The organism is Candidatus Pantoea floridensis (assembly GCF_900215435.1).
GTDB classification, from domain to species: Bacteria; Pseudomonadota; Gammaproteobacteria; order Enterobacterales; family Enterobacteriaceae; genus Pantoea; species Pantoea floridensis.
Genome location: NZ_OCMY01000001.1, coordinates 1934078 through 1956608 on the forward strand (window position 1 = coordinate 1934078; position 22531 = coordinate 1956608).

General features: G+C 52.1%; 16 protein-coding genes, 1 tRNA gene and 3 rRNA genes. 13 read left to right on the forward strand and 7 right to left on the reverse strand.

Translation table 11 applies throughout. The features are described from left to right. Positions 1-3: 3 nt before the first annotated feature. The gene (gene rbsR / locus CRO19_RS09010; RefSeq protein ID WP_370659788.1) at positions 4-996 is read left to right on the forward strand and encodes a ribose operon transcriptional repressor RbsR; all 993 of its coding nucleotides are present in this window, start codon (positions 4-6) and stop codon (positions 994-996) included. Here the strand turns inward: rbsR and mdtD are convergent. Then, positions 993-2396, reverse strand: a complete 1404-nt coding sequence (gene mdtD / locus CRO19_RS09015) for a multidrug transporter subunit MdtD (RefSeq protein WP_097095531.1) — start codon at positions 2394-2396, stop codon at positions 993-995. The genes rbsR and mdtD overlap by 4 nt on opposite strands. Positions 2397-2951: 555 nt before the next feature. On the opposite strand from mdtD, the gene CRO19_RS09020 reads away from it, so the two are divergent. The 4 genes from CRO19_RS09020 (at position 2952) to rrf (ending at position 7995) form a co-directional block, all read left to right on the forward strand. After that, a 16S ribosomal RNA gene (locus CRO19_RS09020) occupies positions 2952-4492 on the forward strand. A gap of 89 nt (positions 4493-4581) precedes the next feature. After that, positions 4582-4656 (forward strand) — tRNA-Glu (locus CRO19_RS09025). Positions 4657-4870: 214 nt separating this feature from the next. Further along, positions 4871-7777: ribosomal RNA gene (locus tag CRO19_RS09030) — 23S ribosomal RNA — on the forward strand. 102 nt (positions 7778-7879) lie between these two features. After that, positions 7880-7995: ribosomal RNA gene (gene rrf / locus CRO19_RS09035) — 5S ribosomal RNA — on the forward strand. The 16S, 23S and 5S rRNA genes sit together here with 1 tRNA gene alongside, the layout of an rRNA operon. A 92-nt stretch (positions 7996-8087) precedes the next feature. Here rrf and mobB read toward each other — a convergent pair. Both mobB and mobA read right to left on the reverse strand, forming a co-directional pair. Continuing rightward, positions 8088-8585 carry a molybdopterin-guanine dinucleotide biosynthesis protein MobB gene (gene mobB, locus CRO19_RS09040; RefSeq protein WP_097095532.1) on the reverse strand — a complete coding sequence of 166 codons (498 nt, stop codon included), beginning with the start codon at positions 8583-8585 and terminating at the stop codon, positions 8088-8090. Further along, positions 8582-9157 carry a molybdenum cofactor guanylyltransferase MobA gene (gene mobA, locus CRO19_RS09045; RefSeq protein WP_097095533.1) on the reverse strand — a complete coding sequence of 192 codons (576 nt, stop codon included), beginning with the start codon at positions 9155-9157 and terminating at the stop codon, positions 8582-8584. The genes mobB and mobA overlap by 4 nt, the downstream gene beginning before the upstream one ends. A 72-nt stretch (positions 9158-9229) precedes the next feature. Here mobA and CRO19_RS09050 point away from each other — a divergent pair, with 72 nt between their 5' ends. From CRO19_RS09050 to spfP, 5 genes are all read left to right on the forward strand, one after another. After that, positions 9230-9505 (forward strand): YihD family protein, encoded by a 276-nt coding sequence (locus CRO19_RS09050; RefSeq protein ID WP_097095534.1) that lies wholly within the window; start codon positions 9230-9232, stop codon positions 9503-9505. A gap of 46 nt (positions 9506-9551) precedes the next feature. Beyond that, positions 9552-10538, forward strand: coding sequence for a serine/threonine protein kinase (locus CRO19_RS09055; RefSeq protein ID WP_097095535.1), 987 nt, complete (start codon positions 9552-9554; stop codon positions 10536-10538). 26 nt (positions 10539-10564) lie between these two features. Beyond that, entirely contained in the window at positions 10565-11194 is a 630-nt protein-coding gene (gene dsbA, locus CRO19_RS09060; protein ID WP_097095536.1) for a thiol:disulfide interchange protein DsbA, read from the forward strand. Positions 11195-11565: 371 nt separating this feature from the next. After that, positions 11566-14355, forward strand: a complete 2790-nt coding sequence (gene polA, locus CRO19_RS09065) for a DNA polymerase I (RefSeq protein ID WP_097095537.1) — start codon at positions 11566-11568, stop codon at positions 14353-14355. 274 nt (positions 14356-14629) lie between these two features. Further along, entirely contained in the window at positions 14630-14677 is a 48-nt protein-coding gene (gene spfP / locus CRO19_RS26540) for a small protein SpfP (RefSeq protein ID WP_071892919.1), read from the forward strand. A gap of 72 nt (positions 14678-14749) precedes the next feature. Here spfP and yihA read toward each other — a convergent pair whose 3' ends face one another. After that, a complete protein-coding gene (gene yihA, locus CRO19_RS09070; protein WP_097095538.1) occupies positions 14750-15391 on the reverse strand; it encodes a ribosome biogenesis GTP-binding protein YihA/YsxC in 642 nt (213 codons plus the stop codon). Between the two features lies 1 nt (position 15392). On the opposite strand from yihA, the gene CRO19_RS25840 reads away from it, so the two are divergent. From CRO19_RS25840 to hemN, 3 genes are all read left to right on the forward strand, one after another. Continuing rightward, complete coding sequence (locus CRO19_RS25840; protein ID WP_141400230.1) at positions 15393-15596, forward strand: hypothetical protein; 204 nt, start codon at positions 15393-15395, stop codon at positions 15594-15596. 350 nt (positions 15597-15946) lie between these two features. Next, positions 15947-16468, forward strand: a complete 522-nt coding sequence (gene yihI / locus CRO19_RS09075) for a Der GTPase-activating protein YihI (RefSeq protein ID WP_097095539.1) — start codon at positions 15947-15949, stop codon at positions 16466-16468. A 236-nt stretch (positions 16469-16704) separates the two neighbouring features. Then, positions 16705-18078 carry an oxygen-independent coproporphyrinogen III oxidase gene (gene hemN, locus CRO19_RS09080; protein ID WP_097095540.1) on the forward strand — a complete coding sequence of 458 codons (1374 nt, stop codon included), beginning with the start codon at positions 16705-16707 and terminating at the stop codon, positions 18076-18078. Between the two features lie 48 nt (positions 18079-18126). Here hemN and glnG read toward each other — a convergent pair whose 3' ends face one another. The 3 genes from glnG to glnA form a co-directional block, all read right to left on the reverse strand. Next, positions 18127-19536 carry a nitrogen regulation protein NR(I) gene (gene glnG / locus CRO19_RS09085; RefSeq protein WP_008109800.1) on the reverse strand — a complete coding sequence of 470 codons (1410 nt, stop codon included), beginning with the start codon at positions 19534-19536 and terminating at the stop codon, positions 18127-18129. 7 nt (positions 19537-19543) lie between these two features. Then, positions 19544-20593, reverse strand: a complete 1050-nt coding sequence (gene glnL / locus CRO19_RS09090; RefSeq protein WP_097095541.1) for a nitrogen regulation protein NR(II) — start codon at positions 20591-20593, stop codon at positions 19544-19546. A 260-nt stretch (positions 20594-20853) separates the two neighbouring features. Continuing rightward, positions 20854-22263: a glutamate--ammonia ligase gene (gene glnA / locus CRO19_RS09095; RefSeq protein WP_097095542.1), complete on the reverse strand. Its 1410-nt coding sequence runs from the start codon at positions 22261-22263 to the stop codon at positions 20854-20856. Positions 22264-22531: the final 268 nt, after the last annotated feature.

The window sequence follows — 22531 nt, forward strand, 5'->3', positions numbered from 1 at the left end:
CGCTTGGCTACCATGAAAGATGTCGCCCGCCTGGCGGGCGTCTCGACCTCCACCGTTTCGCACGTCATCAATAACAATCGCTTTGTTAGCGAACAGGTGCGGGAAAAGGTCGATCAGGCGATTCGCGAACTCAACTATGCGCCGTCCGCGCTGGCGCGCAGCCTGAAGATTAAGCAAACGCGCACCATTGGCATGTTGCTGACCGCCAGCAGCAACCCGTTTTACTCCGAAGTGGTGCGCGGCGTGGAAAACAGCTGTTACGAACGCGGCTATAGCCTGATTCTGTGCAATACCGAAGGTGATGAAGAACGCATGAACCGCAGCCTCGAAACGCTGATGCAAAAGCGTGTCGATGGTTTGCTAATGATGTGTACCGAAACGCATCTGCCTTCAGCGGAGATCCTCAATCGTTATCCGTCGGTGCCGATGGTGATGATGGACTGGGCACCGTTTGAAGGACGGGGTGACATCATTCAGGATAACGCCCTGCTCGGCGGCGAACTGGCTACCCAGCATCTGATCGATCGCGGCTATACGCGCATCGCGTGTATTGCGGGTCCACAGGATAAAACCCCGGCGCGTTTGCGTCTTGAGGGTTTCCATAAAGCGATGGTTAATAGCGGGTTGTTGGTACCGCCGGGCTATGTCGTTGATGGTGATTTTGAGTTTCAGGGCGGTTTTAACGCCATGAATCAATTACTGACTTTAGATTCGTTGCCTGAAGCGGTCTTTACCAGCAACGATGCGATGGCCGTTGGCGTCTATCACGCCTTGTTTCAGGCTGGATTGCGTGTGCCGCAGGATATTGCGGTGATGGGCTATGACAACATCGAGCTGGCGCGTTACCTGACGCCGCCGCTCAGCACCGTCCATCAACCGAAAGATGAGCTCGGCGAACTGGCGATTGATACCTTGATACATCGCATGAGCGATCCCGACGCCAGTCAGCAAACGCTGGTGCTGACGCCGGAGCTGGTAGAACGTGGTTCGGTTTAAACCGCTTTTTTCTTTTTCTCGCGGTTGGCGATGAGATTTCGGCCATCGCCTGGACGCAACATCATAAAGGTAAAGGCCGACAACACGGTGACAACGCCCATCGTTAGGAAGGTGGCGTGGAATTGCTGCACGGTGGTCGTCTCGAAATCCTGATAAAAACGCAGCACTGCGGCGCTAACTGCCACACCAAAGCTGATCGACAGCTGCTGCGTGACTGCCAGCACACTGTTCCCCCCGCTGGCGTTCTCATCATTCAAATCTGCGAGCGTTATGGTGTTCATTGCGGTGAACTGTGTCGACATCGCCATACCCAAAATCAATAGCGCTGCCAGCAGCATAACTACGCTCCCGCCCGGTGATTGCAATGAGAACGTCGCGATGAGTACACCGATAATCATTGTGATGCCAACCAACGTACGGCGATAACCGAGACGCCGAAGCACTTGCGTCACCGTGGATTTAGCCAGTATTGCGCCAATCGCGGTTGGTCCCATCATGCATCCTGCGATTATCGCAGGATAACCAAAGCCCACCTGTAACATCAGCGGCATCAGGAAGGGGATACAACCTGTACCCAGACGTGAGGCAATATTGCCAAGGATGCCGACCGAGAAGGTGCGGGTTTTGAACATGGGAAGATTGATCAGCGGTGCTGCATGACGCCGTGCATGCACAATATAAAGAAGCAGTAACACAATACCGCTTACTAACACCAATACGGCTTGCCATGGCAACACGACGCGCTCGCCAAACAGTTCGATGCCAACGGAAATCAGCACAAGGCCCAAACCAAACAGCAGGAAGCCTAAAAAATCAAAGCGACGTTTTGGCGTGGTGAAGTCTGGCATATATTTACGCGCATAAAAGATGCCTGCGATGCCGATGGGAATGTTGATCAGGAATATCCAGTGCCAGCTGGCGTAGGTTACCAGCAAGCCACCGAGCATCGGGCCGAGAATCGGTCCAACTAAACCCGGCATAGTGACGAAGTTCAAAACGGGTAGCAGTTCGCTACGCGGATAAGCACGCAGCAGTGCCAGGCGCGCGACGGGCATCATCATTGCTCCGCCAATCCCTTGTATCACGCGTGAAATCACCAACATGCTCAGTGAGCCAGATAAGGCACAAGCCAGTGAACCCAAGGTAAACAGCGAAACGGCAAGAATGAAGATTTTGCGTGTGCCGTAGCGATCGGCCAGCCAGCCACTTACCGGGATCAGCATCGCTACCGTTAACGTGTAACTGATGATGGCGGATTGCATGGCGAGTGGAGAGCGTTCAAGGCTGGTGGCAATAGCGGGAAGCGCAGTATTAAGGATGGTGGCGTCGAGGGCTTGCATGAAAAACGCCATGGCGGCGATCCAGGGCAAACCGGCCATACTGCGCGCGGAGCGAATCATTGAAAATCCTTCTCTAATAATTGTCAGCCTACAACAAAGTTAATTGCATTTGGCTAAACAGAATAGCATTGGAGTTTATGGTGGTGGCGCTGATTTATGTCACTGCATTGGCGATTTTGACTGATTCTTCAGCGAGAAATGTCTGTTTTTAACGCGTTCGTTTAAAAAAGAGGCGCTCAGTTATTTTTTTACAGGAAATGCTTGTCAGCTCCGAATAACTCCCTATAATGCGCCACCACTGAGACGGCAAAGCGGCAACGCAGGCGGCTCAGCAGGGAGTGAAGAAATTCATCCCGCCGGATGAAAGCGCTGAAAAAAGTGTTTGACTCTGAAGAGGGAAAGCGTAATATACGCCACCTCGCGACAGGCGGTTAACCCGCTGCTCGCAACGCTCTTTAACAATTTATCAGACAATCTGTGTGGGCACTCGCAGGATTGATATCAGCGTCTTTGGACGCAACAAAATATCAAAGCCTCACGAGTGAACACATAATGAAATTCATTATGACGTTTTACAGATGAGCATCGCTGCACGTGTTGCAGCAAATCAAACTTAAATTGAAGAGTTTGATCATGGCTCAGATTGAACGCTGGCGGCAGGCCTAACACATGCAAGTCGGACGGTAGCACAGAGAGCTTGCTCTCGGGTGACGAGTGGCGGACGGGTGAGTAATGTCTGGGAAACTGCCCGATGGAGGGGGATAACTACTGGAAACGGTAGCTAATACCGCATAACGTCGCAAGACCAAAGTGGGGGACCTTCGGGCCTCACACCATCGGATGTGCCCAGATGGGATTAGCTAGTAGGTGGGGTAATGGCTCACCTAGGCGACGATCCCTAGCTGGTCTGAGAGGATGACCAGCCACACTGGAACTGAGACACGGTCCAGACTCCTACGGGAGGCAGCAGTGGGGAATATTGCACAATGGGCGCAAGCCTGATGCAGCCATGCCGCGTGTATGAAGAAGGCCTTCGGGTTGTAAAGTACTTTCAGCGGGGAGGAAGGCGGTGAGGTTAATAACCTCACCGATTGACGTTACCCGCAGAAGAAGCACCGGCTAACTCCGTGCCAGCAGCCGCGGTAATACGGAGGGTGCAAGCGTTAATCGGAATTACTGGGCGTAAAGCGCACGCAGGCGGTCTGTCAAGTCGGATGTGAAATCCCCGGGCTTAACCTGGGAACTGCATTCGAAACTGGCAGGCTAGAGTCTTGTAGAGGGGGGTAGAATTCCAGGTGTAGCGGTGAAATGCGTAGAGATCTGGAGGAATACCGGTGGCGAAGGCGGCCCCCTGGACAAAGACTGACGCTCAGGTGCGAAAGCGTGGGGAGCAAACAGGATTAGATACCCTGGTAGTCCACGCCGTAAACGATGTCGACTTGGAGGTTGTTCCCTTGAGGAGTGGCTTCCGGAGCTAACGCGTTAAGTCGACCGCCTGGGGAGTACGGCCGCAAGGTTAAAACTCAAATGAATTGACGGGGGCCCGCACAAGCGGTGGAGCATGTGGTTTAATTCGATGCAACGCGAAGAACCTTACCTACTCTTGACATCCAGCGAACTTAGCAGAGATGCTTTGGTGCCTTCGGGAACGCTGAGACAGGTGCTGCATGGCTGTCGTCAGCTCGTGTTGTGAAATGTTGGGTTAAGTCCCGCAACGAGCGCAACCCTTATCCTTTGTTGCCAGCGGGTAATGCCGGGAACTCAAAGGAGACTGCCAGTGATAAACTGGAGGAAGGTGGGGATGACGTCAAGTCATCATGGCCCTTACGAGTAGGGCTACACACGTGCTACAATGGCGCATACAAAGAGAAGCGACCTCGCGAGAGCAAGCGGACCTCATAAAGTGCGTCGTAGTCCGGATCGGAGTCTGCAACTCGACTCCGTGAAGTCGGAATCGCTAGTAATCGTAGATCAGAATGCTACGGTGAATACGTTCCCGGGCCTTGTACACACCGCCCGTCACACCATGGGAGTGGGTTGCAAAAGAAGTAGGTAGCTTAACCTTCGGGAGGGCGCTTACCACTTTGTGATTCATGACTGGGGTGAAGTCGTAACAAGGTAACCGTAGGGGAACCTGCGGTTGGATCACCTCCTTACCTGAAGATACCTTCCCGCGCAGTGCTCACACAGATTGTCTGATAGAAAAGTAATGAGCAAGACGGCTGCGAAGTCGTGACACTACCGTGTCCCCTTCGTCTAGCGGTTAGGACTCCGCCCTTTCACGGCGGCAACAGGGGTTCGAATCCCCTAGGGGACGCCACTTGCTTGGTGACAGGTGAAAGGTGTCTCCACGACGTATCTCAAAACTGACGTAACCGTCATGTTTGAGATACTGCTCTTTAACAATCCGGAACAAGCTGAAAATTGAAACGACGTGTTGGTTCATTTCTCCGTAATAAGAAATGAATAACAACATGTTCGAGTCTCTCAAATGCTTGCAGTCTGCAGCGTTGCAAAACGCCTGTGGGTTGTGAGGTTAAGCGACTAAGCGTACACGGTGGATGCCCTGGCAGTCAGAGGCGATGAAGGACGTGCTAATCTGCGTAAAGCGTCGGTAAGGTGATATGAACCGCTACAGCCGACGATGTCCGAATGGGGAAACCCGGTGCACTCAGTGCATCATCGCAACATGAATACATAGTGTTGCGAGGCGAACCCGGGGAACTGAAACATCTAAGTACCCGGAGGAAAAGAAATCAACCGAGATTCCCCCAGTAGCGGCGAGCGAACGGGGAGCAGCCCAGAACCTGAATCAGTTTGTGTATTAGTGGAAGCGTCTGGAAAGTCGCACGACACCGGGTGATAGTCCCGTACACGAAAGTGCACATTCTGTGAGTTCGAAGAGTAGGGCGGGACACGTGGTATCCTGTCTGAATATGGGGGGACCATCCTCCAAGGCTAAATACTCCTGACTGACCGATAGTGAACCAGTACCGTGAGGGAAAGGCGAAAAGAACCCCGGCGAGGGGAGTGAAACAGAACCTGAAACCGTGTACGTACAAGCAGTGGGAGCCTCATTTATGGGGTGACTGCGTACCTTTTGTATAATGGGTCAGCGACTTATATTCTGTAGCAAGGTTAACCGTATAGGGGAGCCGCAGGGAAACCGAGTCTTAACTGGGCGTTAAGTTGCAGGGTATAGACCCGAAACCCGGTGATCTAGCCATGGGCAGGTTGAAGGTTGGGTAACACTAACTGGAGGACCGAACCGACTAATGTTGAAAAATTAGCGGATGACTTGTGGCTGGGGGTGAAAGGCCAATCAAACCGGGAGATAGCTGGTTCTCCCCGAAAGCTATTTAGGTAGCGCCTCGTGAACTCATCTCCGGGGGTAGAGCACTGTTTCGGCTAGGGGGCCATCCCGGCTTACCAACCCGATGCAAACTGCGAATACCGGAGAATGTTATCACGGGAGACACACGGCGGGTGCTAACGTCCGTCGTGAAGAGGGAAACAACCCAGACCGCCAGCTAAGGTCCCAAAGTCATGGTTAAGTGGGAAACGATGTGGGAAGGCACAGACAGCCAGGATGTTGGCTTAGAAGCAGCCATCATTTAAAGAAAGCGTAATAGCTCACTGGTCGAGTCGGCCTGCGCGGAAGATGTAACGGGGCTAAACCATGCACCGAAGCTGCGGCAGCGACGCGTATACGTTGTTGGGTAGGGGAGCGTTCTGTAAGCCGTTGAAGGTGGCCTGTGAGGGTTGCTGGAGGTATCAGAAGTGCGAATGCTGACATAAGTAACGATAAAGCGGGTGAAAAGCCCGCTCGCCGGAAGACCAAGGGTTCCTGTTCAACGTTAATCGGAGCAGGGTGAGTCGACCCCTAAGGCGAGGCTGAAAAGCGTAGTCGATGGGAAGCAGGTTAATATTCCTGCACTTGGTGTTACTGCGAAGGGGGGACGGAGAAGGCTAGGTTATCCGGGCGACGGTTGTCCCGGTTTAAGCGTGTAGGCTGACACCTTTGGTAAATCCGGGGTGTCTTAAGGCTGAGGCGTGACGACGAGCCACCACGGTGGTGAAGTAACTGATGCCCTGCTTCCAGGAAAAGCCTCTAAGCTCCAGGTAACACGAAATCGTACCCCAAACCGACACAGGTGGTCAGGTAGAGAATACCAAGGCGCTTGAGAGAACTCGGGTGAAGGAACTAGGCAAAATGGTGCCGTAACTTCGGGAGAAGGCACGCTGGCGCGTAGGTGAAGGGACTTGCTCCCGGAGCTGAAGCCAGTCGAAGATACCAGCTGGCTGCAACTGTTTATTAAAAACACAGCACTGTGCAAACACGAAAGTGGACGTATACGGTGTGACGCCTGCCCGGTGCCGGAAGGTTAATTGATGGGGTTATCCGTAAGGAGAAGCTCTTGATCGAAGCCCCGGTAAACGGCGGCCGTAACTATAACGGTCCTAAGGTAGCGAAATTCCTTGTCGGGTAAGTTCCGACCTGCACGAATGGCGTAATGATGGCCAGGCTGTCTCCACCCGAGACTCAGTGAAATTGAAATCGCTGTGAAGATGCAGTGTACCCGCGGCAAGACGGAAAGACCCCGTGAACCTTTACTATAGCTTGACACTGAACATTGAGCCTTGATGTGTAGGATAGGTGGGAGGCTTTGAAGCGTGGACGCCAGTCTGCGTGGAGCCAACCTTGAAATACCACCCTTTAATGTTTGATGTTCTAACGTAGGCCCGTAATCCGGGCTGCGGACAGTGTCTGGTGGGTAGTTTGACTGGGGCGGTCTCCTCCCAAAGAGTAACGGAGGAGCACGAAGGTTGGCTAATCCTGGTCGGACATCAGGAGGTTAGTGCAATGGCATAAGCCAGCTTGACTGCGAGAGTGACGGCTCGAGCAGGTGCGAAAGCAGGTCATAGTGATCCGGTGGTTCTGAATGGAAGGGCCATCGCTCAACGGATAAAAGGTACTCCGGGGATAACAGGCTGATACCGCCCAAGAGTTCATATCGACGGCGGTGTTTGGCACCTCGATGTCGGCTCATCACATCCTGGGGCTGAAGTAGGTCCCAAGGGTACGGCTGTTCGCCGTTTAAAGTGGTACGCGAGCTGGGTTTAGAACGTCGTGAGACAGTTCGGTCCCTATCTGCCGTGGGCGCTGGAGAATTGAGGGGGGTTGCTCCTAGTACGAGAGGACCGGAGTGAACGCACCACTGGTGTTCGGGTTGTCATGCCAATGGCACTGCCCGGTAGCTAAGTGCGGAAAAGATAAGTGCTGAAAGCATCTAAGCACGAAACTTGCCCCGAGATGAGTTCTCCCTGACTCCTTGAGAGTCCTGAAGGGACGTTGAAGACTACGACGTTGATAGGCCGGGTGTGTAAGCGCAGCGATGCGTTGAGCTAACCGGTACTAATGACCCGTGAGGCTTAACCTTACAACGCCAGAGGCGTTTTGGTGAGAGAGACCAGAGATTTTCAGCTTGTTTATGGATTGGTTTGCGGTGCCTGACAGGGCTTCGTGAACGAAACAGAATTTGCCTGGCGGCTTTAGCGCGGTGGTCCCACCTGACCCCATGCCGAACTCAGAAGTGAAACGCCGTAGCGCCGATGGTAGTGTGGGGCCTCCCCATGCGAGAGTAGGGAACTGCCAGGCATCAATTAGGTGAAGAAGCCCCGAACGAAAGTTCGGGGCTTTTTTACGTCCAGTGAATAGCAAAACCAGCTAAAACAACATCTACCTCCATATTATTTCAGCCATTCAACAATAAAATCAGCAACCCTTTGCGGCTGGTTAATATCTAAAAGAGGCAATTTGATCTCTAAATCTTCGTCAGTGGCGATTGCGATCACATGACTATCGAGTAAATCTTCAATCTCTCCCTTAACACCACGCCGCCAAAGCGCAATTTTAGGTACCGGCTCATCTTTGAAACCTTCGACCAGTACCAAATCCAGCGTTGAAAGCTCCATTCTGGATGCTAATGCCACGAGATTAAGTGGCTGATTAGGCGTTTCAGACATCAAAGCCCATCGCTGATTACTGGCGACAATAACCTGATCCGCTCCAGCCTTGCGCAGCAAATAGCTGTCTTTTCCCGGCGTATCAATATCCATTTGATGATGCGTATGCTTAATCAATCCCGATCGTATCCCTTGCGCCTTTAGCAGCGGAATGACTTTTTCAAGGAGTGTGGTTTTCCCGGTTCCGCTCCAGGCAGTAAATGCCAGCAAGGGCACGTTCATGGCAAAGTTTCCTCATTTGCTAAATCGTCCGGCGTATTAATATTACGGAAGGATGATTCTGGGTCTAAAAATTCAACTGGATGTCCACCATGCTCACGTAAAAACTGCATGAGACGTCGCTCACCGCGCAGCAGCCAGGCCTCAAGCTCATCCGCTAGCGAGCAATTGACCAGTGCCAAAGCGGGGTGGTCGCGCTGTGAAGATTTCACCCACACCGCAGGTGCTGTCCCTCGTTGCTGCCATAAACGATCAACAAAATCGTGTGGAAGCCACGGGGTATCACAAGCAGAGAAAGCCACCCATTCAGTTTTACTGTGGCGCAGTCCGCTGAGCATGCCGGCCAGCGGTCCGGGATAATCCGGCATTGAATCTGTAACAACCTGACAACCACTTGCCTGATAGCGATCAATGTTACGGTTGGCACTTATCAACACAATATTGACCTGCGGTCGCAATTTCCGCAAAACGTGCTGATAAAGCGGTTGTCCCTGTAGCACCAGCAACCCTTTATCCTGTCCACCCATACGGTTGCCTTGCCCACCTGCGAGGATCACGCCGGTAAATGCTGTCATCTTCGTCTCCTTGCTTCATTCTGGACGATACTTACATAGCGGCAGCGTACCACTTGCATAAAGGAATCCATGATGAAATACCACCGTCTAAATGAACTGCTTGAACTCCTGCAGCCTGCATGGCAAAAGGATTCCGATCTCAACTTGTTGGCATTTTTACAAAAACTGGCGCAAGAATCTGGTTTCAGTGGCCCATTAAGTGAATTAACGGATGATGTATTGATTTACCATCTCAAAATGCGAGAAGCAGGTAGTGATGCAGAGATCCCCGGACTAAAAAAGGATTATGAAGTGGACTTCAAAACCGCGCTATTACGAGCACGCGGTGTGATTAAGGATGATGAGTAGTGTTATCCTTGCGCATTAATAGCAAAGGTAACACACAGGCAAAATGATGAGCGAAGCCGCCTTTAATTTCCAGACGCTGAATCCCGATGTCATTCTAGATGCTCTTTGGGACGCGGGTCTGCGTGTCGAATCAGGCTTAACAGCCCTCAACAGCTACGAAAACCGCGTCTATCAATTTAGCGATGATGAGAAGCGACGCTACGTGGCGAAATTTTATCGTCCGCAGCGCTGGAGTGAACAACAAATCCTTGAAGAACATCAATTCACTCATGATCTGTTGGCCGATGAAGTGCCGGTAGCCGCACCGCTGAGCCTCAAGGGGAGCACGCTTAATCATCATGCCGGATTTATGTACGCGGTCTTCCCCAGCTTGGGTGGGCGGCAGTATGAAACTGACAATGAGGAACAGATGGAATGGGTTGGCCGCTTTCTTGGGCGAATTCATCAAACTGGCAGACAAAGTCCGTTTCAACAGCGCCCAACATTTGGACTGGAAGAGTATGTACTTCACCCGCGTTGTGAGCTGGAGCAAAGCGCATTAGTACCGACTTCTCTCAAAGATTCACTGCTTGCCGCCGTTGATAAGCTAGCCGCGACACTGCAGCAGCGTTGGCACACCGAATGGCAGCCGCTCAGGTTGCACGGCGACTGTCATCCAGGCAATATTTTGTGGCGTGAAGGCCCAATGTTTGTCGATCTTGATGATGCGCGCAGCGGACCGGCAGTGCAGGATTTATGGATGCTGATCAATGGCGATCGTCAGGAACAGTTGATTCAATGGGATATTTTGCTGGAAGCTTACAATGAATTCGGCGATTTCGATTTACATGAATTGTCACTGATTGAGCCTTTACGCGCTATGCGCATGGTTTATTATTTGGCCTGGGTGGTACGCCGCTGGCAGGACCCCGCATTTCCGCGCGCCTTTCCCTGGATGACAGATGAGGATTTTTGGCGCCGGCAGATTGGATTATTTATCGAGCAGGAAAGGCTGTTACACGAACCGCCGTTGCAGCTTAGCCCGCAATATTAATGAAGTACTCAGGAGATAGTTTCACGATGAAAAAGATCATGTTTGCGCTGGTAGGTCTAATGCTGGCATTTGGCGCCTCAGCGGCACAGTTCACTGATGGTAAGCAGTTTAATACTCTGCCAAAACCAGTGGCAGGTGAGCCGCAGGTTCTGGAGTTCTTCTCCTTCTTCTGCCCGCATTGCTACCAGTTCGAACGCGTTTATCACGTGAGCGATGCAGTGAAAAAGAACCTGCCGGCTGACACTAAAGTGACGAAATACCACGTTGATTTCCTTGGTGGCCAATTCGGTCCAATCGTTACTCAGGCATGGGCTGTTGCAATGGCGCTGGGCGTAGAAAGCAAAGTAACTGCACCGATATTCGACGGTATTCAGAAGACCCAAACCGTGACCGATGCAGCGAGCCTGAAAGAGACCTTTATTAAAGCAGCCGGTATTTCTTCTGAAGATTACGATGCTGCGTGGAATAGCTTCGCAGTAAAAGCGCTGGTTGCTCAGCAACAGAAAGCCGCTGCGGATGTCAATCTTCAAGGTGTGCCAGCGATCTTTGTTAACGGCAAATACATGGTTAACAACGGTGGGTTAGACACCAGCTCAATGGACAATTTCGTTGCCGATTACGCCAACGTAGTGAAGTTCCTGGTTGAAAAGAAGTAATTTAGCCTAATAAAAATGCCGACATTGTCGGCATTTTTATTTTATATATCGCCTTGTTATTCTCTCGTCTCGATTATTCCCCTTCACTAAATATCCACATGGACGATCGTCTTTTCATTTTGGTGCGTTAAGTCGCAAAAACTAAATAACCATTTGATTTTAATCAGGTTGTGAAATAAATATAATTACAATTAACGGAAATAACAATACGTTATGATTTTTACGCACAAACTTATCCACAACCCGATCCTTGCGATCGGCCCCGCGTAACGATGAAAAAGATCCTGACATCTCTGAGCGCATTCAACATTCTCCTCCGGTTGTGGCATCCTTATAGCCCTCAATCATCGCAACGAAGAAAATACGAACCTATGGCGCAAATTGCAGAAAACCCCCTGATTCTGGTCGACGGCTCATCTTATCTATACCGTGCATATCATGCCTTTCCGCCGCTAACGAACAGTGCGGGCGAGCCAACTGGCGCCATGTACGGTGTGCTCAACATGCTCAAAAGCTTGCTGATGCAGTATCAACCCAGCCATGTGGCTGTGGTCTTCGATGCCAAAGGGAAAACCTTCCGCGATGAGTTATTTGAGCACTACAAATCGCATCGTCCACCTATGCCGGATGATCTGCGTGCGCAGATTGAGCCTCTGCATGAAATGGTGAAAGCGATGGGCCTGCCGCTGTTAGCGGTATCTGGCGTTGAGGCAGATGACGTCATCGGTACGCTGGCACAGCAGGCGGAAAAACTGGGTCGTCCGGTACTGATTAGCACCGGTGATAAAGACATGGCGCAGCTGGTGACGCCGGCGATTACGCTGATTAACACCATGACGAATACCGTGCTAGGTCCGGAAGAGGTTGAGCAAAAATATGGCGTGCCACCGGAATTGATTATCGATTTTCTCGCCATGATGGGTGACAGTTCAGATAACATCCCTGGCGTGCCGGGCGTGGGTGAGAAGACTGCCCAAGCCTTGCTGCAGGGGTTAGGCGGGATGCAATCAATTTACGATAATCTCGACAAAGTGGCCGAGCTCTCCTTCCGCGGTGCGAAAACCATGGCGGCGAAACTGGAACAGAATCGTGAAGTGGCCTTCCTTTCTTATCAGCTGGCAACGATCAAAACTGACGTTGAACTTGACCTAACCTGCGATCAACTTACGGTCAATGAACCGGACGTGGTCGCACTGCAAACGTTATTCAGCCGGTTTGAATTCAAACGCTGGATCGCTGATTTGCAGGATGGATCCTGGCTACAGGGTAAAAAGAGCAATATTCAGGCCCAGAAAACCCAGCTTAATGAGCCTGCCACACCTGCAGTGGAAACCACCAGCGTACTCTCCGCGGATGGCTACGTTACCATTCTCGATGAGGCGACATTTGCTGAGTGGTTGCAGAAGCTGAAAAGCGCCGAGCTGTTCGCTTTCGATCTGGAAACCGATTCACTGGATACGCTCAGTGCCAACATTGTTGGTATTGCTTTTGCCGTTGCACCGGGAGAAGCGGCATATCTACCGGTTGGCCATGATTATCTTGATGCACCAGACCAGCTTGACCGTAGCGACGTAATGAAACAGCTGAAACCCTTGCTGGAAGATGGCAAAGCGGCAAAGGTTGGGCAGAACCTTAAATATGATCGCGGCGTGTTGAAGAATTACGATATTGAGCTGAACGGCATCAAGTTCGACACCATGCTGGAGTCCTATTGCCTCAACAGCGTGGGAGGTAAACATGATATGGATAGCCTGGCCGCACGCTGGCTGAACCATAAAACGGTGACCTTTGAAGAGATCGCAGGAAAAGGGAAAAACCAGCTCACCTTCAACCAGATCGCCATTGAGCAAGCAGGGCACTATGCTGCTGAAGACGCGGATGTCACCCTGCAACTGCATTTGAAAATGTGGGCGAAGCTGGAGCCTGAAGCCGGGCCGAAGAAGGTATTTGAAGAGATTGAAATGCCTTTGTTAAAGGTCATCTCGCGCATTGAACGCAATGGCGTGCTGATTGATCAAAACATTCTGGCAAAACACTCTCAGGAACTTACCACCCGCGTGGCGGAACTGGAGCTAAAGGCTCATGAGCTGGCGGGCGAGCCATTTAATCTCTCATCACCTAAGCAGCTGCAAACCATTCTGTTTGAAAAGCAGGGTATTAAGCCGACGAAAAAAACCCCCGGCGGCGCCCCTTCCACCAGTGAAGAAGTGTTGGCCGAACTGGCGCTGGATTATCCGTTGCCGAAGGTCATCCTCGAGCATCGCGGTCTCTCCAAGCTAAAATCGACCTATACCGACAAGCTGCCGCAGATGATCAATCCGGTAACGGGTCGCGTGCATACGTCCTATCATCAGGCGGTAACGGCGACGGGGCGACTCTCTTCCACCGATCCTAACTTGCAAAATATCCCTGTGCGCAACGAAGAAGGCCGCCGTATTCGCCAGGCGTTTATTGCTGGGCCGGGCAATATTATTGTTGCTGCGGACTATTCACAGATTGAGCTGCGTATTATGGCGCATCTGTCGCAAGATAAAGGCTTGCTGGAGGCCTTTGCACAAGGGGAAGACATCCACCGTGCGACTGCGGCAGAAGTGTTTGGCGTCACGCTCAGTAAGGTTTCTGGCGAGCAGCGTCGCAGTGCTAAAGCCATCAACTTTGGGCTGATCTACGGGATGAGCGCTTTTGGCCTTTCACGTCAGTTGAATATTGGCGCGGGCGAGGCGAAGAAATACATGGACCTCTACTTTGAACGTTATCCGGGCGTGCTGCGCTATATGGAAGAGACGCGTTCAAAAGCAGCCGAAAAAGGCTATGTCGAAACGCTCGATGGTCGTCGTCTATGGTTGCCGGATATCACCTCCAGCAATGCGATCCGTCGTAAAGCTGCCGAACGCGCTGCAATCAACGCCCCAATGCAAGGCACGGCTGCAGATATCATCAAGCGTGCCATGATTGCGGTAGATGGTTGGCTGTTAGAGCAAAAGGACGATGCTGTACGGATGATTATGCAGGTCCACGATGAACTGGTGTTTGAGATCCGCAGCGATGCGGTGGACGGCGCCATAAAGACCATCCGTGCACTGATGGAAAACAGCATGAAGCTGGATGTGCCGTTGCAGGTTGAAGTTGGAACCGGTGATAACTGGGATGAGGCACACTGATGCTGCCAGTCAGCGGCAAATGTCAGCCGCTGACACCATCATAAGAAAAAAGTTTACTTAATCGGTTCAGCCACGTCGCAAAGCGGCCTTCAGGATACGCGTTTTGTAACTGCCTAACGGCTAAGCATTTTTTTAGTAATTAAACTACATCGCACGCGTGAAAGTGTGATGAGCTTAGTAAAAAAGATGCCAAACTCTGAAAGTTAGCAACAAAAAACCCTTTGTAGGGCGCAGAAAATCAGGTAGAGTTTATCGCGTAGGGTACAGAGGTAAGATGTTCTATCTTTCAGACCTTTTACTTCACGTAATCGGATTTGGCTGAATATTTAGCCGCCCCAGTCATTTATGACTGGGGCGTTTTTTATTGGGCTTTCTCTCAAAAGCCGCTGCGAAATTACTCTTCGCTCTCTTCGCCGTCGCCTTCCTGTGCTGGCTCCAGTTCGTTAAACCAGCTATCCAGTTTCTTGCGCACAATATCAACGCCCATCTTCTTCAGTGAAGAGAACATTTCCACCTGGACATCGCCATTGAACGCCAGCGAGGCCTCACGCACCATGGTGAGTTGCGCTTTACGTGCGCCAGATGCCAGCTTGTCGGCTTTGGTAAGCAGCACCAGCACTGGAATTTGGCTCTGAACTGCCCATTCAATCATGTTCTGATCGAGGTCTTTCAGCGGGTGGCGAATATCCATCAATACCACCAGCCCTTTCAGCGCCTGACGTTTTTGCAGATATTCTGCCAGCGAGCGCTGCCATTTACGTTTCATTTCCTCCGGCACCTGGGCATAGCCGTAACCGGGCAAATCGACCAGACATTTACCTTCAACCACTTCAAACAGGTTAATTAGCTGAGTTCGACCTGGCGTTTTACTGGTACGAGCCAGACTTTTTTGATTGGTAATGGTGTTCAGCGCGCTGGATTTGCCTGCATTCGAGCGCCCGGCAAAAGCAACTTCAATACCCACATCCGCCGGTAGGTGGCGAATATCGGGGGCGCTGAGCATGAAATGGGTCATGTGATAGTTCAAAGCAGACAAAGTGAAACTCCAGCAAAATGAATCGGGCAATGGGGCTGATTATACCTGTAATGGCGCAAAAGTGCCCGATAGCGTCTTAACACGCCATTTTGTAAGAGATCTAGGATTTTTACTGCCAGTTATTACCGTTTCATTGAAAGTTAATCTTTATTTTAAAGGTTATATTTCAATAGCTTGGTTTGTTTATGGGAAATGCCGCTCTTAATTAGAGACAAGTCTCACTTGTTCATTTTACCCATTAGTCTACATTTGTTGTCAGTGCACGGCAGCACCCATCAGGATGATGAGCTCAGGAGCGTCGGGGATGACCAAGAGCATGGCAGGAAGCGATTCAGGTAGGAATCGGACAGGGAAAGGGAATAATCGCAGGAGCGATGTGGCGAGGGAGCAACCGGGACGTTGTGAGCCGTAAAGGATTTATCACGTGTTTCCTTCGGATGAAGGTGCGAAATAAGGCGATAGCACAGGCTATCGCCTTTTTTCTTTGCTTACTTTCTGCTAGATTTCGCCGCAATTCTATACTGAACTCACAAAGCATCGCCGAGACCGGACACCATGAAGCAACCTGCATCAGCCCCGCGTGGCAAACCTGCTGCGAAAGCCAAACGCAAATCGCGTGAAGACCTCAATCAGGAAGCGCGCGATCGCAAACGCGACAAAAAGCACAGCGGCCACAAATCTGGCAGCCGTGCTAATCCAGAAACGCAAACTGCTGGCAAAGGCCAGGGTAAAAAGGTTCAGGATCCGCGCCTGGGCAGCAAAACCCCTATTGCACTCGTTGCTGATGGTAAAACCCAGCCGGCGAAGAAGCCCGCTGCCAAACCGAAGCCAAAAGCGGAGAAAGTTCGTCTGACGCCACAAGAAGAGCTGGCGAAGCTGGAAAATGATGAACGTCTGGATACCTTATTGGATCGCCTGGAAAACGGTGAAACCCTCAGCGGCGAAGATCAGGCCTGGCTGGATCAAACCTTAGATCGCATCGATGAACTGATGGAAGCGCTGGGCATCGCACTTGATGATGAAGTCGAAGATGAGCAGGCCGAAGAAGATATGATGCGCCTGCTAAAAGGTAATTAAGGCCAATTTTGATCGGCATGCGTATAAAGGCATGCCGCGCTAAACAGGTATTCACCTATGCTTTGGCCTGGATCAATTTTCGCGCTGCTGCTGACATGTTATCTGATCTGGTTATTGTTTAAACTACGCCGCCTGTCGCGTCTGAAGTCGCGTTTACGTCGGCGTTCAGCCCATCGCTTCGTCCACTCTTCTGCTACGCGACCCTCTCTCAGACGACGTCACCGTAAGGAGTGAGCATGTCATCGCCGCAGATTGATTGGGACCAGAGCCTCATCGAAAAATATAATTACGCGGGCCCGCGTTATACCTCTTATCCCACTGCGCTGGAGTTCAGTGAGAACTTTAGTGAGGAAGATTTCCAGCAGGCGGTTGAGCGCTATCCCGATCGTCCATTATCGCTGTATGTGCATATCCCGTTTTGCCATCGTCTTTGCTACTTCTGTGGCTGCAATAAAATTGTGACGCGTCAGCTGCATAAAGCCGATCGCTATCTGGACGTGCTGGAGCAGGAAATCCGCCAGCGCGCACCGCTGTTTGCTGGGCGGCTGGTCACCCAATTGCACTGGGGCGGTGGCACACCAACATTCCTTAACACGCAGCAGGTGAGCCGGCTGGTGGCGCTGCTACGCGATCATTTTACGCTGGCCGATGATATCGAAATGTCGATCGAGGTTGATCCGCGCGAAATTGAGCTGGAGATGATCGATCATCTGCGGGCAGAAGGTTTCAATCGCCTCAGCATGGGCGTGCAGGACTTCAATAAAGCGGTGCAGGAGCGCGTCAATCGCGTTCAGGATGAAGAGACCATCTTCGCGCTGGTGCAGCGGGCGCGTGAACAGGGTTTTCGTTCGGTTAGCCTTGATCTGATTTATGGTCTGCCGCTGCAAACGCCGGAAAGCTTCGCGTTTACCTTACAGCGCGTGATTGCACTCAATCCCGATCGCCTCAGCGTTTTCAACTATGCGCACATGCCAACCTTGTTCGCTGCACAGCGCAAAATTAAAGATGATGAGCTGCCGGGCGCGGCGGAGAAACTGCAAATCCTGCAGGAAACCATCGCCACCTTAACCGGCGAAGGTTATCAGTTTATCGGCATGGATCACTTCGCGCGTCCGGATGATGAGCTGGCGGTCGCACAACGCGCCGGCGAGTTGCATCGTAACTTTCAGGGCTACACGACGCAGGGCGAAACCGATCTGCTGGGATTGGGCGTGTCAGCAATCAGCATGCTGGGCGACGGCTATGCGCAAAATCATAAAGAGCTGAAGGCGTATTACGCGGACGTCGAGCAGCGCGGTGATGCGCTGTGGCGCGGACTGACGCTCAGCGATGATGACTGTCTGCGCCGGGATGTGATTAAGTCATTAATCTGCAACTTCGCACTGGATTTTGCGGCGATAGAGGCGCAATACCCGGTGGCATTTGAAGCGTATTTTGCCGAGGATTTGGCGCTGTTAGCGCCGCTGGTGGCCGATGGTTTACTGGAGCAGCGCGGTCGCAGCCTGCACGTTACTGGCGTTGGTCGATTGCTGATTCGTAACATCTGTATGTGCTTCGATGTATATATGCGGCAAAAGGCGCGCATGCAGCAGTTTTCGCGAGTGATATAAAAACAGGGGAGCAATGTGCTCCCCTGCTTCAAAACGCAAACTTCTGCGTTATTCCATTCCCAGCTCTTTCAACTTGCGCGTCAGGGTATTACGTCCCCAGCCGAGCAGACGCGCAGCTTCCTGTTTGTGCCCCTGCGTGTGACGCAGCGCGGTTGTGAGCAGCGTTCGCTCCATCTCCGGCTGCGCTTCGGACAACAGGTTTTGATGACCGGAACGCAAGGCGCGATCGGCCCACTGCGCCAGCAGCGTGGCCCAGCTATCCGGCAGCGACTGCACTGGATTGTCCGGCGTACTGGATTCAAACAGTTCAGGCGGCAGATCCTGAATCAACACTTCCTGGCCCGCCGCCATCACGGTTAACCAGCGACAGGTGTTTTCTAACTGGCGCACGTTACCGGACCAATGCAGACGCGTCAGCGCGGTTTCGGTTTCCGGATGCAGAATCTTTGCTTCCACGCCCAACTCACGTGCAGCAACCTGCAGGAAGTAGCGCGCCAGGCGCGGAATATCTTCACGACGTTCACGCAACGGTGGCAGATGAACGCGAATCACGTTAAGACGATGGAACAAGTCTTCACGGAATTTGCCTTCCTGCACGCGCAATTCAAGGTTCTGGTGGGTTGCCGCGATGATGCGCACGTCCACTTTCACCGGCGCATAGCCGCCCACACGATAAAACTGGCCATCGGCCAAGACGCGCAATAAGCGGGTTTGCACGTCGAGCGGCATATCACCAATTTCGTCGAGGAACAGCGTACCGCCATCGGCCTGCTCAAAACGTCCCTGACGAATCTGGTTCGCGCCGGTAAATGCGCCTTTCTCGTGACCAAACAGCTCAGATTCGATCAAATCCTTAGGAATCGCCGCCATGTTCAGCGCGATAAAAGGAGACTTCGCGCGTGGACTATGACGATGCAGCGCATGCGCGACCAACTCTTTACCGGTACCGGATTCCCCGTTGATCAGCACGCTAATGGAAGAGCGCGAAAGGCGACCAATGATGCGGAACACATCCTGCATTGCCGGCGCTTCGCCGATGATATCGGTGGTTGGGCCGCTAACGGGTTGATTACGTGGCTGCTGCTGTTCCTGATAATGGCTAATCGCGCGTTCAACCAACGCCACCGCTTCATCGATATCAAACGGCTTTGGCAGGTAATCAAACGCCCCTTGCTGATAAGCGCTAACCGCCGCGTCCAGATCGGAGTGCGCGGTCATAATGATGACCGGCAGCATCGGATGGCGCTGTTTAATCTGTTTCAGCAGCGCAAGACCATCCATGCCAGGCATACGAATATCTGACAATAATACGTCTGGGGTTTTGCTTGCGAGCGCGTCCAATACCTCGTTAGCGCTGTCAAAGGTTGCACAGCTCAAACCGGCTCCAGTGAGCGCTCGTTCAAGCACCCAGCGGATGGAGCTATCGTCATCGACGATCCAGACTATCCCTCGTTGCATACAAACCTCACTGGCGAATAGGCAGGTAAACCGAGAATTCGGTGTGACCTGGCCAACTGTTAAATTCTATTTTTCCTGAATGCTGATCGATCAGGCTACGGGCGATGGAGAGACCTAAGCCGGTGCCACCTTCGCGTCCGCTCACCATCGGATAGAACAGCGTATCTTGTAGCTGGGCCGGAATGCCCGGGCCATCATCTTCAATATCAATGCGTGCGACCAGACGATAACGCGTGCCGTGCAGCGTGAGCTGGAAGGCGGTACGCGTGCGAATCACGATGGTGCCACCTTCATCACCTAAGGCTTGCAGCGCATTGCGCACCACGTTTAACAGCACCTGTTCAATCTGGTCAGGATCGTGCGGCAGTTCCGGCAGGCTTGGGTCGTAATCACGTACCAGCGAAACATTATCCGGCAGCTCCATCGACACCAGACTCACCACGCGCTCCGCCACCTGATGAATACTTTGCGTCACGTGCAGACCTGGCTGTTGCGGGCCTAACAGGCGATCGACCAGATTACGCAGTCGGTCGGCTTGCTCAATGATGATGCGCGTGTACTCATGCAGCGAAGGATCGGGCAATGCGCGGGTAAGCAGTTGCGCGGCACCACGTAATCCCCCCAGCGGGTTTTTTATTTCATGCGCCAGACCGCGGACTAAGTCGCGGGCAGCAACCTGCTGAGCATGTTGAATTTGTTCCTGGCTAAGACGACGTTGATTATCCATCGGCGCCATTTCCAGCAGAATAAAGCCATCCGGTAAACGCTGTGCCGTCAGCGACATAATGTGCGCGCGGCCATCCACCACTAAGGTGACTTCGCTATCGGTAAAGCCCTGGCCAGCCCCGAGACTCTCGCTCATCACCTCAATATTCAGCGAAAAATAGCCGGTTAATTCCGGTAATGGCGTGCCGAACAATTTACGTGAGCTTTGCGCCAGTAATTGCTGAGCCGCCGGATTGGCGTAATGGATAACTAAATCGTTATCGACCAGCAAAATACTGTTGATTAGGGAGTTGAGAATCTGCCCCGCGTCGGGCAGCGTGCCAGTTGCCATACAGCGTTCCTCTGCACTAATTTAGTGCATTATAGCCTTACAGGACGGAAATCTGTGCTTCGAACCATGAATACGCGGAGAAAAAAGCCCATCCGGAGATGGGCTAAAGTTTCCACGGCAATATAAAATCTTCGGCGTCTTTTACACCCCGCTGCGTTGGCTGCACTCGTTAACCCGAGTCACTGAGTTATCTCAGCTCCCCGGGATTCTCTCGATTGCCGCCTTGCGGCGATGCAAAGTCCGCGAATCTTTAATGCTGATTAAACGCTGTAGTACAGCTCGAACTCAACGGGGTGCGGAGTCATACGCACGCGGTCATTATCGGCTTTACGCAGTTCGATGTAAGCATCAATGGCGTCATCAGTGAACACGCCGCCACGGGTCAGGAACTCGCGGTCTTCGTTCAGTGCGTTCAGTGCTTCTTCCAGAGAACCTGCAACTTTTGGAATCTCAGCTTCTTCTTCCGGTGGCAGGTCATACAGGTTTTTGTCCATCGCATCGCCAGGGTGGATCTTGTTGATAACACCATCAAGACCCGCCATCAGCAGCGCGGTGAAGGCCAGGTATGGGTTAGCCGCTGGATCCGGGAAGCGTGCTTCGATACGACGTGCTTTCGGGCTAGCAACCACTGGGATTCGGATAGAAGCAGAACGGTTACGGGCAGAGTAAGCCAGCATAACCGGTGCTTCGTAGCCTGGGACCAGACGCTTGTATGAGTTGGTGGTTGGGTTTGCCAGGGCGTTGATCGCTTTAGCGTGCTTGATGATACCGCCGATATAGAACAGAGCGGTTTCAGACAGGCCGCCGTACTTGTCGCCAGAGAACAGGTTCACGCCGCCTTTTGACAGGGACATGTGGCAGTGCATACCAGAACCGTTATCGCCGAACATTGGCTTAGGCATGAAGGTTGCCGTTTTGCCGTACGCGTGAGCAACGTTGTGAACCACATATTTGTAGATCTGAATTTCGTCCGCTTTTTTGGTCATGGTGTTGAAGCGGGTTGCCACTTCGTTCTGACCAGCAGTGGCGACTTCGTGGTGATGTGCTTCAACCACCAGGCCCATTTGCTCCATGGTCAGACACATGGCAGAACGGATGTCCTGCGCGGAGTCAACCGGTGGCACTGGGAAGTAACCGCCTTTCAGACCTGGACGGTGACCTTTGTTACCGCCTTCGTACTCTTTACCGGTGTTCCATGCGGCTTCGATATCATCGATAGCAACGTGTGAACCTGAAGTAGAAGAACCGAAACGGATATCATCGAACAGGAAGAACTCTGGCTCTGGTCCAAACAGCACGGTATCCGCGATGCCGGAAGAACGCAGGAACTCTTCTGCACGCTTAGCAATGGAGCGCGGGTCACGATCGTAGCCCTGCAGTGTGCCTGGCTCAAGGATGTCGCAACGGATGATCAGGGTCGAGTCTTCGAAGAACGGATCCATCACTGCAGTGGTTGCATCCGGCATCAGCACCATGTCTGATTCGTTAATGCCTTTCCAGCCACCGATGGAGGAGCCATCGAACATTTTGCCTTCTTCGAAGAAGTCAGCGTTAACCTGGTGAGCAGGGATAGTAACGTGCTGTTCTTTACCTTTGGTATCGGTAAAACGCAGGTCAACAAACTTAACTTCATGCTCGTTCATCATCGAGAGAACGTGTTCAGCGGACATACTCAACTCTCCTGGAAATGGTCATTATCGTCATGGTGAGAGAACTTCGTTGCCGGGAATGCGCCACAACTGCTGACCACTCCTAACCAAAGATCTCGGCAAGCTCTTTCAACCGTTTTATAACTGTCGTTATCGCTTGAAATAGATAAAGCGAATTCTGTGCCAACTTTATGACAATGGCGAAAATGGCGCTACAATGCGCGCTTTCGTGAGTCGAAGGCTGCACCAGGATGGATTTCCTGCATTGTTGTGGTGCAACACGGATGAA

Coding starts and splice junctions, on each gene's coding strand:
- mdtD (WP_097095531.1), bottom strand. CDS start 2,396: ATGATTCGCTCCGCGCGCAGTATGGCCGGTTTGCCCTGGATCGCCGCC.
- glnG (WP_008109800.1), bottom strand. CDS start 19,536: ATGCAACGAGGGATAGTCTGGATCGTCGATGACGATAGCTCCATCCGC.
- polA (WP_097095537.1), top strand. CDS start 11,566: ATGGCGCAAATTGCAGAAAACCCCCTGATTCTGGTCGACGGCTCATCT.
- dsbA (WP_097095536.1), top strand. CDS start 10,565: ATGAAAAAGATCATGTTTGCGCTGGTAGGTCTAATGCTGGCATTTGGC.
- hemN (WP_097095540.1), top strand. CDS start 16,705: ATGTCATCGCCGCAGATTGATTGGGACCAGAGCCTCATCGAAAAATAT.
- CRO19_RS09050 (WP_097095534.1), top strand. CDS start 9,230: ATGAAATACCACCGTCTAAATGAACTGCTTGAACTCCTGCAGCCTGCA.
- glnL (WP_097095541.1), bottom strand. CDS start 20,593: ATGGCAACTGGCACGCTGCCCGACGCGGGGCAGATTCTCAACTCCCTA.
- mobA (WP_097095533.1), bottom strand. CDS start 9,157: ATGACAGCATTTACCGGCGTGATCCTCGCAGGTGGGCAAGGCAACCGT.
- glnA (WP_097095542.1), bottom strand. CDS start 22,263: ATGTCCGCTGAACACGTTCTCTCGATGATGAACGAGCATGAAGTTAAG.
- yihI (WP_097095539.1), top strand. CDS start 15,947: ATGAAGCAACCTGCATCAGCCCCGCGTGGCAAACCTGCTGCGAAAGCC.
- CRO19_RS09055 (WP_097095535.1), top strand. CDS start 9,552: ATGAGCGAAGCCGCCTTTAATTTCCAGACGCTGAATCCCGATGTCATT.
- mobB (WP_097095532.1), bottom strand. CDS start 8,585: ATGAACGTGCCCTTGCTGGCATTTACTGCCTGGAGCGGAACCGGGAAA.